Source organism: Xenorhabdus sp. KK7.4 (genome assembly GCF_963876465.1).
GTDB classification, from domain to species: domain Bacteria; phylum Pseudomonadota; class Gammaproteobacteria; order Enterobacterales; family Enterobacteriaceae; genus Xenorhabdus; species Xenorhabdus stockiae.
Genome location: NZ_CAWNQF010000046.1, coordinates 125,186 through 138,596 on the forward strand (window position 1 = coordinate 125,186; position 13,411 = coordinate 138,596).

At 47.7% G+C, this 13,411-nt stretch carries 20 protein-coding genes; all 20 read right to left on the reverse strand.

Annotated features, from left to right (window positions below; all coding sequences use genetic code 11):
• Window positions 1-12: 12 nt before the first annotated feature.
• Window positions 13-405 (reverse strand): phage tail assembly chaperone, encoded by a 393-nt coding sequence (locus AACS90_RS05485; protein ID WP_099122021.1) that lies wholly within the window; start codon window positions 403-405, stop codon window positions 13-15.
• Window positions 405-839: a phage protein gene (locus AACS90_RS05490; RefSeq protein ID WP_099122022.1), complete on the reverse strand. Its 435-nt coding sequence runs from the start codon at window positions 837-839 to the stop codon at window positions 405-407. The genes AACS90_RS05485 and AACS90_RS05490 overlap by 1 nt, the downstream gene beginning before the upstream one ends.
• An 11-nt stretch (window positions 840-850) precedes the next feature.
• The gene (locus tag AACS90_RS05495; protein WP_099122023.1) at window positions 851-2,362 is read right to left on the reverse strand and encodes a DUF3383 domain-containing protein; all 1,512 of its coding nucleotides are present in this window, start codon (window positions 2,360-2,362) and stop codon (window positions 851-853) included.
• A gap of 2 nt (window positions 2,363-2,364) precedes the next feature.
• A complete protein-coding gene (locus tag AACS90_RS05500) occupies window positions 2,365-2,859 on the reverse strand; it encodes a phage neck terminator protein (RefSeq protein WP_241538240.1) in 495 nt (164 codons plus the stop codon).
• Window positions 2,783-3,157 (reverse strand): hypothetical protein, encoded by a 375-nt coding sequence (locus tag AACS90_RS05505; protein WP_099122025.1) that lies wholly within the window; start codon window positions 3,155-3,157, stop codon window positions 2,783-2,785. Before AACS90_RS05505 ends, AACS90_RS05500 begins: the two co-directional genes overlap by 77 nt.
• The gene (locus tag AACS90_RS05510; protein WP_099122026.1) at window positions 3,150-3,620 is read right to left on the reverse strand and encodes a hypothetical protein; all 471 of its coding nucleotides are present in this window, start codon (window positions 3,618-3,620) and stop codon (window positions 3,150-3,152) included. Before AACS90_RS05510 ends, AACS90_RS05505 begins: the two co-directional genes overlap by 8 nt.
• Complete coding sequence (locus AACS90_RS05515; RefSeq protein WP_099122027.1) at window positions 3,617-3,979, reverse strand: DUF4054 domain-containing protein; 363 nt, start codon at window positions 3,977-3,979, stop codon at window positions 3,617-3,619. The genes AACS90_RS05510 and AACS90_RS05515 overlap by 4 nt, the downstream gene beginning before the upstream one ends.
• Window positions 3,980-3,994: 15 nt before the next feature.
• Window positions 3,995-4,954, reverse strand: a complete 960-nt coding sequence (locus AACS90_RS05520) for a major capsid family protein (protein WP_099122028.1) — start codon at window positions 4,952-4,954, stop codon at window positions 3,995-3,997.
• Between the two features lie 3 nt (window positions 4,955-4,957).
• The gene (locus AACS90_RS05525; RefSeq protein WP_099122029.1) at window positions 4,958-5,446 is read right to left on the reverse strand and encodes a gp53 minor capsid family protein; all 489 of its coding nucleotides are present in this window, start codon (window positions 5,444-5,446) and stop codon (window positions 4,958-4,960) included.
• A 2-nt stretch (window positions 5,447-5,448) separates the two neighbouring features.
• Window positions 5,449-6,600 (reverse strand): DUF2213 domain-containing protein, encoded by a 1,152-nt coding sequence (locus AACS90_RS05530; protein ID WP_099122030.1) that lies wholly within the window; start codon window positions 6,598-6,600, stop codon window positions 5,449-5,451.
• Window positions 6,601-6,603: 3 nt separating this feature from the next.
• A complete protein-coding gene (locus AACS90_RS05535; RefSeq protein WP_241538242.1) occupies window positions 6,604-7,437 on the reverse strand; it encodes a phage head morphogenesis protein in 834 nt (277 codons plus the stop codon).
• On the reverse strand, window positions 7,346-8,743 hold the full coding sequence (locus AACS90_RS05540) for a phage portal protein (RefSeq protein WP_099122044.1): 1,398 nt from the start codon (window positions 8,741-8,743) through the stop codon (window positions 7,346-7,348). Before AACS90_RS05540 ends, AACS90_RS05535 begins: the two co-directional genes overlap by 92 nt.
• Window positions 8,740-9,966: a PBSX family phage terminase large subunit gene (locus AACS90_RS05545; RefSeq protein WP_099122031.1), complete on the reverse strand. Its 1,227-nt coding sequence runs from the start codon at window positions 9,964-9,966 to the stop codon at window positions 8,740-8,742. The genes AACS90_RS05540 and AACS90_RS05545 overlap by 4 nt, the downstream gene beginning before the upstream one ends.
• Window positions 9,947-10,360, reverse strand: a complete 414-nt coding sequence (locus tag AACS90_RS05550; RefSeq protein ID WP_099122032.1) for a DNA-packaging protein — start codon at window positions 10,358-10,360, stop codon at window positions 9,947-9,949. The genes AACS90_RS05545 and AACS90_RS05550 overlap by 20 nt, the downstream gene beginning before the upstream one ends.
• A gap of 141 nt (window positions 10,361-10,501) precedes the next feature.
• Window positions 10,502-10,846, reverse strand: a complete 345-nt coding sequence (locus tag AACS90_RS05555) for a hypothetical protein (RefSeq protein ID WP_099122033.1) — start codon at window positions 10,844-10,846, stop codon at window positions 10,502-10,504.
• 283 nt (window positions 10,847-11,129) lie between these two features.
• Window positions 11,130-11,660: a Rha family transcriptional regulator gene (locus AACS90_RS05560; protein ID WP_099122034.1), complete on the reverse strand. Its 531-nt coding sequence runs from the start codon at window positions 11,658-11,660 to the stop codon at window positions 11,130-11,132.
• A 589-nt stretch (window positions 11,661-12,249) separates the two neighbouring features.
• The gene (locus AACS90_RS05565; RefSeq protein WP_099122035.1) at window positions 12,250-12,570 is read right to left on the reverse strand and encodes a hypothetical protein; all 321 of its coding nucleotides are present in this window, start codon (window positions 12,568-12,570) and stop codon (window positions 12,250-12,252) included.
• Window positions 12,571-12,576: 6 nt separating this feature from the next.
• Window positions 12,577-13,026, reverse strand: coding sequence for a lysis protein (locus AACS90_RS05570; RefSeq protein ID WP_099122036.1), 450 nt, complete (start codon window positions 13,024-13,026; stop codon window positions 12,577-12,579).
• Window positions 13,023-13,244: a hypothetical protein gene (locus tag AACS90_RS05575; RefSeq protein ID WP_099122037.1), complete on the reverse strand. Its 222-nt coding sequence runs from the start codon at window positions 13,242-13,244 to the stop codon at window positions 13,023-13,025. The genes AACS90_RS05570 and AACS90_RS05575 overlap by 4 nt, the downstream gene beginning before the upstream one ends.
• Window positions 13,245-13,305: 61 nt before the next feature.
• Window positions 13,306-13,411 (reverse strand): glycoside hydrolase family protein (locus tag AACS90_RS05580; RefSeq protein ID WP_371635417.1); only part of this gene is annotated, 106 nt, incomplete at its 5' end.

The following is a 13,411-nucleotide window of genomic DNA, read 5'->3' on the forward strand; positions in this document are numbered from 1 at the left end:
CGGAGGAAGGGCTTACTTGCTGAGGATCGCCGAGAGATTGATATTTCTCACAGATGCGACCCCACCGGGCAAAAAATCGGCAAAGTGGAATGTCAGCCCGTCAAAAATGACCTGTAGATAGTGAGAGCGATGGGCGTTGAAATGTGCATTGAGCGTGTCTGGCTTTTGCAACAACACCGTTTCCCCGGTCTCATCTTTCACCGTGACATATTTCAGAATGAACTGCTCAACGCTTTGCATATCCGGTGAGCCGACATTAGCGGCAATCGCACCCAGATCAATATCCACATTGTCGCCATCGGTTTTGATGCAGCCTTTCAGCAAGCCAATCAGTTTCAGGGCATGGTTCTTGGCTTCCATAAAATTACTCTGACGGTGTTCGTAAGTGATGTTATCGATAACCATTAGTTATACAGTCCTTTCTTGAGGTTGATAGTTGAACTGATAGATTTCAGTGTCCATGTCACGCCGTTGTGCCCGGTTCCGCGCGCATGGGTCGGCGGTGTGGTAAAGAAACATTGTTCCAGCACAATCTCGTCACCGTTCATGGTGTCTTTGTAATAGATGTGCAGCGGGGAAAAGGCTTTCGGCGTGTTGTTCTGGATATTACGCAGCTTGTTCAGAAATTCATTATCCGGGGTATGCTGCAACAGCTTGAGTGTGAGGATCATCCCGGTGTTACAGGAAGCAACAAACACCCCGTTTCCATTGACCCCATAAGTGGTATCGCCATCATCCCCCACGGGCGCGATAGACAACGCATCCGTTGCGTTCTCAAACCCGGTAATCTCATAGCCTGAGATAGTCAGGATCCCTTGAGCGTGGTTATAGTGAGCCATTATTTTCTCCCTTAGCGGTTAAACTGAATGAGCAGGTCAACAGAGTGGATAGCGCCTGCCAGTTTGATAGCGCACATGATAGGCATGGCCTTACGGGTTTCACGGTCAGCCAGTGATTGCAGGTCGTAGCTGTCGGAGTAGAAATAAAATCCATTATCCAGCCTGTCACCGTAGGTCAGTTCGCCCACATCATTACCGCGCCAGATGCCACCCGCCAGAAAGCCGTTACGCACAAACTCTTTCCCGATCACATCCAGTGCCCCAATGAGCATGGCCTGCCCTTTGTCGGTCTGGGGGATTTTGGTCGGGTTGCCCTGTAAGGTCGAGAATGCCTGTTTCTGGCACGCATCCAAAAAAGCATCCAGTCCCACGGTTTCATCAATAAATACGCCGCCCAGCATGACCCCTTCGGCAATCATTGAGATGCCATCATAGTCGGTGTAAAAGTTCACCCCCAGGCGGCGGCACTTCTCCGCATCGGACAAGGTGATCCGGTCATCAGAACGGACTGACGTTTGTTGCTTGAATTTGACGGTTTTTGCTGCGTTCTGGGCGTTCCAGTTGGTCGATAAAGCAATACCCAGCAGTGATACCGCAGCGTGGTCATCCCCGGTCTTGTTGTATTCCACCATCAGGCGACCGGCGTTTTTGTCATAGAGTTTTTTCAGGATGTTGCGGTTATCCCAGTCCAGCAATTCATCACGCAAGGCCGTGTATGCCGCGACTTTCATATCAGCAGCCGCAATCCACGTATGGACATCATCCAGTTGCTCATCGGTAATCACATCAGCAAAGTAAACGCCGTACCAGTCCTGATAGAGATTCTGGAGTTTATGCAGTGCCTCAGAGGGTAATTCCTGCTCAACAGTAACAGCAGCCTTACCCACAACAATAGAAGCTTGTCCGTCTTGCAGTTTCAGTAGACTGCCCACATAAATACCGCTTTCCGGTTCTGTCACATAACCCAGCTTGGTAGCAGGGTAAGCGCCCGCAACCGAGGCCTGAATGATAATCCGGTGTCCGGTTGCATCCCAGATTACAGATAGATTGCTGTTTTCAGGTAAAGCCTTTTGCAGTACCGCCGCGATATCACCAAAATCAATCGCCTTACTGAAATTCAGGCCGGACAGCAGCACATCCTTACCGCCGACATTCAGCGTCATTGCGCCCTCAGTAATGGCTTTGAAGATATTGATACCGACTGAAATCGTTGAGCCTTTCAGGGCATTGGCGGTAGCCGGAATATCCTGTTTGGTCTTCGCCCAGCGAGCAATCAGCGCGCGTTTCGGGGCAGGCCGTACGGAAAACAGAGACTGCGCCGCTTTATGGGCTTCTGATGTTGTTCCGAATAGGTTCGCTACATCCTGAGCACTGGACACAATGACATAGCGTGTGGTGTCATCCGTGAACGCACTCCCGATTTCCGGGGTGAAAATGGCAATCATACTCAAATCACGACGACGCGCCGCCATTGCCTGCGGCATAATCTGAGCATTGACCACCTCTTTAATAGATAAGCTCATTGCTAATCCTCATAGACGGTAATATCAACCGTTTTCGCCTGATTGATCGGCGTTTCTATCCGGTGGATATGAGAGAGAGTTAAATCAATTTGCGCCCGCTGTTCTTTTCCGCCCGCAATAGCGGTAGGCAGATTACGGATTTGGGATTTCCTGACCAGACCCGCCCCGAGACGGGTAAGCAGTTGCTGTGCGTGACTGGTGCGAAGAACAGAGGCGAATTTTTCAATAATGAGATAGGCATTTTTGCCGAAGGCATTGACGGAAATAATGGTTTCACGAGAGACAGTGATAATTTCGACTTCACGTTTGGCATCAAAGCGATACTCTTCGCCCCTCATGTCTGACGTCACCCTATTTACAGTAATAAACCAGTCAAGCTCAGACACATCGGTCTCGCCATCCCCGTCCAGTACCTGAGACTCAGGTAATTTCAAAACCTCCGCCACTGTTCTTCTGACTGCCCTCATATCGAGTTGCGAGAGAGTCGTAGTATCCATAGTCGTTCCAGCGTGAATTATTGGTTATCCGCCATGTGTGCCCCTGCCAGATAACCTTATCTTTCGGCTTAACCTCTTCCTGCGTCATGACCCGGATAGTGGGGTTATAGCGATCCCCTTCCGGTAACATCTGCAAATCATCTGAGCCAGCAGGCTGAACAATGGCAATCACCAGTCTGGATTTACCGTCAGTATCGACAGCCTCGCCATACGGGTTATACCTGACCACATTCGGAATAAGCGTAATTTCCTGCCGAAAGAAATCGTCATCAAAGATGTCATCAACAAAATCATTCATCTTCGCGCACCTCGTACGTTATCGACTGAAGCAATTGTCCGGTATCAATGAGCGGCTTAGATGAACCTTTTCGCTTGATAGTTTTTGGGTCTAGCGGTGGATCAATGCCCGCCAGAATCTTTCGCTGAATCTCGCCGACCATCTTTTCGCCAAGCAATGCAAATGGCCTTGTATTATCGCCGTTGGTTTGCAGGGTTTCGCGTATCTGGTCTACCAAAAAAGCCGTCGCTTTCTCTTTGTTCTCGTTTACAGTTGAACGTAAGAATGAGCGCTCAGGCACACGACCGGGCACCCCGAATTCCTGAGCCGCCGCAATATCGACATTGCTCATGCCTGTTTCATCATCCCGTTGATTCTTTGATGCCGGAACACCCACATAAACACGCAATTTCTCCATTTCGCGCAGTTTTGCTTCTAACGACCTGAGTATTGCCCCGTTGAAATTGCCAGAGTTTCTAATCATCGCACCACCAACATATGCCGGGAGACTAATTTACGCAGACGCAGATAAGTCTGCCCGTAGGTACTGGACGCATAGCCTTCATGGTTTGCACTGAATCCCGCATCAGGCGCAGAGTAGCCGATGGATAATCCACCTGCTGATTTACTCGTTGCGGTTTGTACGGGTTTTCCGTTGCTGTGACCACGGCGGGTTAATGCACCAGACACATAGAGAAAGTGAGCGGCTAAAGCCTGTCGCCCTTGCTCATAGAGTTTTCCCCACACTTTGCTGCTCATTTGGTCAGCGGCATCCTGTAGGGCTAGCTCAATGCGGTGTTTATCAACGCTGGCAAATTCGGGGTAACGGGTGGGAAAATCCATGGTTACCCCCTGTGGTTATGCGCTTTTGTAATCGACGTACACAGCAGATTTAGGCTGCTTCCACATAGCACCCCCAAAAGCCGCGCGATAGCCACATTCATAGGTCAGCAGGTCACGCTGGCGAACCGCAAGCAGCTCTGGCATGTGTACCTTCATTTCAAGGTAGTCTTCACTGTGGGTGTAAATCGCTAGGCGGTTTTTCCCTTTCGTGATGTTTCTTGCGAAGTTAGACGGCACTTTCACAAAGGTGATACTGAATGATTCATTGCCTGATGCTTTACGCAGTGCCGCCATAATGCGATCCATGGCAGAGACGGGCAGCAGGTCAACGCCGACAATCACACTGTTGGTGTCAAACTTCTGCATTGCCAGCATAAAATCAGCGGCATCCATGGCGATATGCGTTGGTTGGATACGGTAGTTCGATTTCGCCCACGCCACGTTATAAGCATCCAGTACCATACTGATAAATTCTTCCGCTGCCATGTCCTTGATGGTCTTACCGGTGGTTTCGGGGATCACCTGAACACGGGCGCTGGTTAGCAGGCCTTCCTGACCTTTCACTGCCTGATGTCCCACATAACCGGCATACTGGAGCGTTGCCAATGCGTTAGCGTACAGGTCGTCTTGCTTCTTGGTTTGCAGGTTGATATTGACCTTAGCCAGCTTTTCCACTTCCTGCTGCGTCCAGACTGCCGCTTTCCCCCACTGACCTACAGGCGCTTTCAGCATTTCAATATCACTGTCGATGGTTTTCAGTGAGTTGGTTTTGTTACCGATGATGCCGTCTTTCAGTGAACCCATGACTTCAGTTACACCAAACTCGAAAGTTTCGGCGGCAAAATCCAGTCCCTCAGTGACAGGCAGTGCTTCGCCGATGTTAATTTCCGGCAGCTCCTTTTCCTGTAGCTGTTTATCACGCTCTGTCAGGGCTTCTTGCAATACTTCTTCAAAGTATGCGGTTTCCATAGGCATTGGTTATTCTCCTGCTTTCTGTACGTTCTGAATGTAACCGAGGGTGATAGCAACACAGTGATTACCTGAACTCACGTCTTCAACCCAGTAACCCAAATCAATATTGCCTTTGGCTGTCTTGGTGACTTTGCCTGCATCTTTACCGGTTGCCACAACATAAGCCCTATCGCCACGGATAAAGTCATCATTCTCAACAGTAGAGACTGCTACACAATCACCGTGCGAGAAATGGCCCACGTTAACTTGCTTTTTGTGGGGAGCTTTATCGCCGTAGATATCACGCACTACAACGCCGTGGATCAGGTCAGTTGCTTTCTCAATACCTTTGACGCCGCCCTCTGGATTGACCGCAACGAATGTGCCATACAGCAGATCGGTATCCGTACGGTTTTCCTCACCCCACACTTTGTCATTAGAGCTTGAAGCCCGTCTGATAGAACCAGGCTTAAATATACCGGTGCTGGCATCCCAGTCTGTAAATCCGAATGTCATAATTACTTACCTCCTAAACGTTGGGAGACTGATTTTTTCGCAGGCGCGGCGGAGTCATTCAGCAGATGCTTACCAATATTGCTGCGGGGTTTGGAGGTCGCCTGAATAGCGGTATAAGCAGCGCGGATTTCCTCGTCGGTCATGGCCTTGACCTGTGCATCCGTAAATATCTGAGTGCTTAGCAGTACCGCTGCGCGGACATCACGTGCTGATTTTGCATCGTTGAAGTTCACTTTCGGGAAACGCGACTTCGCATCGTTTAGCGTAGCGCTGGTGTCGTTCTCGCCTTTCAGCTTCTCCAGCTCTTCTTTGAGCGAGGCATTCTCTGTTTTCAACTGCGCATTTTCGGTTTCCAGTGCCGCTATGCGCGCGTCTTTGTCATCTGTGCCTGTGCCACCCGCATTCGGATCGACATCATTTGGCGGTGGCGTACCTGCGTCTTCTTTTTCTCTCTTCAGGCGCTCAAGCTCACTGATAATGGACTGCATTTGCTCAGAGGTGCTTTCAATGCCAGCGGCTTTCAACTCTTCCATTTGCGCTTCGAGTGATGCGATCATCTGGTCGATTTCTTCCGGTGTTAATTTCTCACCTTCAGCATCTCTCAGGTTTTTGCCACGTAGCAGCTTAACCATGTCCGACAATGTGTATTTCATTGGTTTACCTTCTTTATCGTTTAATCTAACGGTGTCACCTAAGCGACCCTCAGCGACTACAGCAACGTGATTGCCGCGAATATTGATTTGATACAGCTCACCGTTCCGTTCTGTGAGTTCAGCAGGCTCATAACCCACTGACAGCTCCCGTATGCCTTTCTCTTCCAGTACCCGAATAGCATTGGCATCTTTCAGGTAGGCATCACAGACAATGTAATCCCCGTCTGCTCTGACATTCTGAATGTGACCAATAGTCTTATCCTTCCATTCGTCCGCGTTCACCTCGCCACTGTCAGGGTGGGTCAGTGTCAGGGTTAAGCCGTCAAAGGATTTCAGGGTTTCAGGTCTGGAGAGTTCGTCGAGAGTGCGATGGATAGTGATTTTTTTGTTGATGTCTTTTCCGGTTAACCCGACTTCATGCCCGTAATATTGCACCGGGCCAGCACGGGTGATCCGCGCAGTGGTCACAACGTAACCCTGCGGTGTTCGTTTCCACGTCATGAATTAATCCCATGAGACTTTCGGAAGAGCGACACAGCGACACTGATAATCGGTGCCGGGTGCACCTTCATACCCTTTGATGCTTGAGCGCTTTTTCCATGTTTTGCCGCCATCTTCGGAATAGACGGTCGGGTCAGAGTATTTGCAGGTCTTGCCATTCAGCACAAAGTGACTGGCCCGCTCCCGTTCATCACCGGCACCGCCCCATTCGTACAAATCGAGTCCTAACGCCTTACTGCGGGTTTCGGTCAGGGTGGAGTTAAGTTTCGCTGTCTGGTCACGGGCAATGAGTTTCGCCCGGCTTTGCGTCACCTGCCCACGTTCACGAACGAGAGCAACCAAGTTCTCATGCCGTCCACCGTTGGTCAGGTTAGAAAAGACCTTTTCCCCGATATCATTGATAAAATCCGTCTGTATCGACTGAATGAGATCGACATTCTCTTTGAGTGCCGCTTCAAGGTGCGCCTTGACCGCACCGTCTCCCAACATGCCGGTTAAATCAATGCCGAACGCTGACTTATAGGTCTTTTGCGTCTGGGACTTATTTTGTGCATTAGCCCGACTGACCATACCGAATGACAATCGCCTTGCCATGTCGAGGATGGACATATTCGCCAGTTTTTGGATTGCGCGTGAGAGTCGGGCAGTAATAGAGAGGTTGTCAAAGGGGGCATCATTAAGTATCGGTTTTTGCAGGTCTTCTATTACCACATCCTGCATCATTTTGATAAACGCGATTAACTGGTCACGATACCACACCTCCGTTCGCTTGCTGGGCGTAGGCGGACGCATTAGCCGGTTGCGGGACTTGAGCCGCCCCTGCTTGCGCTCCAGCATATCCTTCAGGTTGATTGCTCCATTGCTCATTTCGTGCCCCTGATATTGAACTGATATCCTCTTCTGTGACGGTGGTCAGCACACCCCGCGCTACCATCTCACGTAAGGCGGTATCTTCCGGGAGAAAACCCGCCTGAACCATGGTGGTAAAACCCGTGGCATACTGTGTGAACCGGTTAGCTTCCTGCGCTTCATTGACGCTGTAGATAGAGGGATAGGTGTAGCTGATTTCCGCTTGTACTGTCAGTTTGTCGAGAATGAACTGATCAACGAAATCCTGCATAGGCCGCAATCTAGCCTCCTGCAAACCGTTAATCGTTTCGTAGTACGCCTTGTTATCTTCTTCACCAGAGGCAAACCCACTCGCAGACTGACCAAACAGAATGGTAATCGGCCTGTCTAGTGCGCCTGCCAGTACGTTCATCATTTTGGTGATCACTTCAGATAACCCGGCAAACTGGGCGTTCTTTTGCTCATAGCGGCTCGGCATGGTGCCATCACCCGCATCCATCAGCATTAGTCCAGTTGAGGATTTGGTTGTCTTCATCACACGGGCATATTCGACAACCTGTGTTTCTTGCCCGGCATCAATCTGATTATTAAGACCCGGCAGGAATATCACATCAACGTTCGCCTCTTGGATGGTATCGCCCGTACTGACAACCGTGGTGTCAAAAATCTTGATGGCTTCATAGGGTGCTTGAATATCCGATGTTCCGAACTTAGGCATATCCTTGATGCTATGCTGGCCTAGCTTTGTCCGGTGACAGCGGGTGTGGTGAAACTTCAGTTGCTGGGTGCCAATGTTAAGCTGATAGGTTTGCGGATGTCCGAAGTGGGGCGAAGCAATATCTGAAATCACCTGACTGGCAGGAGAGTATTCCCCTTTCCGCACCACCAGAAACTTAACAATATTTTCTGACTGGAGATTGAGTGGTTCACCAATCATCTCATCCAGGCAATCTGTCACCGCTACAATGAGTGAATCCCCCAATAATGACGCCCATGTCAGCGCATCGCGATAAATACCGTATACATCCAGCTCACGCTCAATATCTACTATCCGCGTTTTAAGCTCCTCGCCGATATCACCGGATAATTCACGGGGCAGCTTCAGCATGTCATAAGCAGTTTTGTTGATATATTTCTGCACTATCCATGAGCTTTTGTACATGGCAAGCAGTTCTTTTTCCTGCACATCCGTCTTGTTACTTGCATATCTGATTGACGCCACCCGTTCACCGAGTGAGGTCAACATACTCTGGAGGCCATCAGTCAGACGGCCTATCATGGTTTTTTTCGTCATGACATGATGTCCCATACAGTTGTTCTCCCCTTGATATACCCATCCAGCCCGTACCTCACAGCATCCCAGCAATGGTTATTCGCATCCTCAATCACAGGCAGTACTTCGCCCGTAATGCGGTCTGTCTTGTAGGAATAGAGCCGGGCTTCTTTGGCTGTCTCTTTACAGCGGGGATGAATATAGATGTGCTTAAAGCCGCGCAGATAAGAGATACCGTCCTCGACACTGCCCTGCCATTTCTTCGCCGCCGCAATATTGAATCCTTGCCGCCTGAGATAGCTGATGGTTTCCGGTCGGGCAGAGTCGGCTTTAATAGGCCATTTACGGGAACCGGGTACTTTCTCATAGAATGCAGGCATGTGATCAAGTTCTACCCCAACGCCGTAAGCCTCACGGTCGATATACAGGCAGTTATCCAGAATAAACATCCTGATAAGGGTGCTGGGGTCTTTCGCAAATCCGAAGTCGCCGCCAAAGTGCAACCTGTCGGCTTTCTGCCACAGATCATCAGGAAACGCTTCAATCTTGTACTTGTTCGACAGTACCTGTTTATCCGAGTTCTCCAGATATGCCCCTTCCCAAACCCAAGCATAAGCACTCGGGTCAAGACGTGACTGATCACTCAGTCGCTCCTCTTCCAACACAGATGGGAACCACGGGTTATCGCCATAGTTCATTTCAACAATGATGGAATTTTTCGGTGGGTTCTTTCTAAACCGTTTATCGGTAGCACTGCCATCTCTTTCGGGGTTCCATGTCACCCAAATCTCAGAGTCTTCTTCACGCACGGTAGGTGTGAGTTTTGTCCAGGCTATTTCAGAGACTGACTCCGCCTCATCGACCCATGCGATTAAGATTCTGGCTTTGGATTTGATACTGTCGAGATTATGACGTAATCCGGCAAAGACATAGCTGACTGACCTGCATTTTGTCCGGATGTACTTCTCGCCAATATCATAGAAATTAGCCAGCCACGGCACAGAGCGTATGGCTTGTTTCACTTCCTCCATTGAGGATTCTTCAAGGGAGTTCATATATTCACGGGCGCAGAGTATCACGCCGGATTGTCCATTCTGTGCCGCCATATAGCCACGGATAGCCGTCATCAGAGCAAAGGTGCGCGTCTTTGCCGAACCACGTCCACCGTATGAACCACGATAACGATAATCACCACTGAACACAGAAATAAGCTTCGGCGGGAGTTCAATTCTCACTGTCGTCACTTTGCCCTCCTGCAACTAAGACTATCTTTGAGGGTTGCGGTGACATTGAGCCGTCAGGGGAACGATGATCGATTTCCTGCTTCTCTGAATAGCCGTGGTTAGCCAGCATCAGCTTAGTAATTGTGGCATTGAAATCACCCGCCAATCCTTTGTTAATCAACTTACTTTCCTGTAGTGCCAGAATCCCTTCTAACGTGTCCGAAAATTCAGAACTCTGCTTTGCATATTCATAGACTGTAGAGCGGGCAATACCTAAAAAACAGGCTAATCCTGCCACGCTGGGGATGACAGCTTCATGTTCAGTGTAACCGCCATACAGGTACGTCTTTGCCTTAGCGATTAGCTCATCATTCAGCTTGCTAGGGCAACCAACTTGATTTGTTTGTTGTCCCATATCCCTTTTCCCTCATTCAGAACAAACAACTGGCTCGGTTTGTATATCACGCTATTTGAGCGAGACCACACGCGCCCAAAACTGACACAAACCTCTATCAAGCACCCGTTTTAGGATGCTTTGTGGAATTTTGTAAAATGGTTACTTTTGCTCTTTCAATTTTTTTTCTTGTTCACTCTGAAACTGAGCTTTGGCTATTGCACCTATTGCGTAAATAGCACCCAGAACAAACCAGCCCTGATACACAACAAAAATGACAAATGCAGTATCAGTCAGCATGTCGTAACATCGAAAAGGGGTAGGAATGTGTTTGTAATCTTTAACCAGTGAATCTCTACCAAATAAATACCCTAAGAACTTAATCACACCAAAGAGCCAGCCCGCGAAATAACCAACATTCACAAAACCCTCGGTATTCTGTGTGATACCAATAAACAAAAAGGACGCGATAATTGCGTCCAAAATGATTGCGTATATATATTTCATCACTAGATTCTCTTACCTTTGGGTTTCTCTGCCGAATACTTACTCGCCCATGCCTTATGCAGTAACTCATTGATTTCATCGCTGACCGTCAGATTGACGAACCCAACACCAAACTGAGGACCTCGACAATATCAAGCAGTTACATACGTATGCACCCCCATTGTAACTTTCGATAGATACTATAGGATTTCCTGTAGTTTCTTTTTTCAGCAAATCAGCCGCCTGATTTTGTCTACCACCTGCTACCTCAAAGGGCCGGATTTCAAATCCTCCCCTTAGGCTATTAATTCTCATCGAAAAGTAATTTTGGCTGCGTCAAAGATAAAATTTGCTCATATTCCAACTCCAGCAACTTCTTCTCTTTCTTTCTATCATTCATCATGCGACTACCCATTCGAGCTTTGATTTCAGATTTCGCAACTTTCAGAGCATGACGGTGTTGAGCCTCTTCGCCTAGATCTTTCCACCTGTCTATTTGCTCCGCCATCCAGTTAAAGGCTCGAATGTAGTTCACTTTGATTTGCATTGCTGCTTTGCCCGTAAATCCCATTACAACCAACATGTAACCATCTTTAGTTAAGTTGAACATAGGCTGCACATCACCATTTTTATCAATAAAATCAGCCTCCTCAAAATTGAGGGCAGCAAAATCATCAGGACATTCATCTCTAACCTGACGAATTTTTCTTAAAACGTTGTCATGCCGTTTGCCAAAATAGGACGCTATTTTGAGGCTCGTTGTGACCACCTTATCTTGTACGGCTGTTACCATTTCTTGGAAATCGAATGGAGGGATGACTGTTACTTCTTTCATGGTTTAGTTCCTTTTAGTGATAAACCTTGCGCTCAGGAATCACCAGCCCAAAGAGGGTTAACCAGACCACTACTGGTATTCCTCAAGGCTTATCCTGAAAGGTTCTTTGGTGTTTGTGCTTCGAGCGAGAAGCGGTGAAATTCAGATACAAAAAAACCACCACGGGATGTGATGGCTTGGGGCATTCCTTTAACCACTCAGGGAATGGGTAAAGAAATATTGGGTTTAGTTTTGTGCATTAACCGAGCATTAACAATTGCTCATTTATTATTCAGTGGAGATGCGTTTTTTGTCTCATTAATTTTTTGATAATAGATTAATAAATGGAGAATCAAATGAAAAAGTATCTTCTTCTTTGCTTAGTTGCGGGTTCGGCTATTTTGGCTCCAGTACTAACTTATGCTAATACTTCCAAGTTGCCACCGAATATTGAATGCGCACTAACACATACATTGCAGGACTGCATATTGCCCTATATTATTCCACCAACAAATCCATAACATTGAATATACGAATAACCCAAATAGGACGGTACTCCTACCGTCCTCTCACTCACACTGTGTCCTAACATACTCCTGCAATCCCAGAATTATTTGTTCTGGGGTTTCATTTCGTTCCCTGATTTTAATAGACCATCAGGAACTTGATGCAAACTATCGAATGACACAGGATCAGCCCATAGCTCAATCAACTCCTTGAATGTTGGTATAAGTCCAATAACAAATAAACCATAAAGCAGCATTGGAATAGCAATTAATGCAATAAACCATTTGTATATGTAAATATTTAAGGTAGTAGTATCTCTGACAACTACTTTTGAATATTGATAAAATTTAAGCTGCCGATATTTGAATATCTGGTTGTGCTCTTTACGGTTAGTTTTGTATTCACCCTTTGGTAATCCACTCATCGCTATTTACCTGCATTCAGCCCTAACATATTCCTGCAAATATCTCAGTTTTGCCCGGTCGTTGATGATGCCTTCTCGGATATCGAGAACAGCTTGTCCAGTTTCTCTAGGGAGTTCGACTGTGGTTGCATCGCCCACGCCGCTGGAGGAAGTGGCTTCAGACACAGGACAGGTGGCTTTGATGCGCAGCTTGCGACGACCAGCGGCAACATCAGCCCGAAGAGTATCGATTTCAGTCTTGGCATTGGCGAGTTTCTCTATGTAGATTTCGTCTAATTTTGCAAGTTGTTCAAGGCGCTCTTGCTGCTTACCTATGGCAATGACCTGTTTGTCATACTCTAGCTTTAAGCTGGTGTATGCTTCGGCCTTGTCCTGATACTCACTGTAGTAGAACCAGAACAAGCCAGAGACCATCACCAAAGCACCGAGGGTGAAGTACTGGCTACCAATCTTCATGACTGCCTTCTGACAAATTGGTCATACTTTTCGTTTAAAAACAACAAACCAAAAACAATTGGTGTCAAAATAACCTGTACCGGCCACATGACTGACAGAAATAAAATGACCCCAAAACTTTCCGGATCATTAGCTCGTCTTTTTTCTATCAACGTAAAAATGATGAATGCCACAATAAAACCGATAACGTAAATCATTGACCCTAGAATGATGCTCATCGCTCAACACCTCATAACACCTCAAATACCTGTGTGAATACACCGTAGGTGAGACTGAATCTCATGATAAAAACATCTGGCGTTCAGATGCCCTGCGCTTAGTCAGACCGTTCATCACTTTACCTGCTGCCTTATTCCATCTCTGAAATTCATCGGCTGCACCCTGG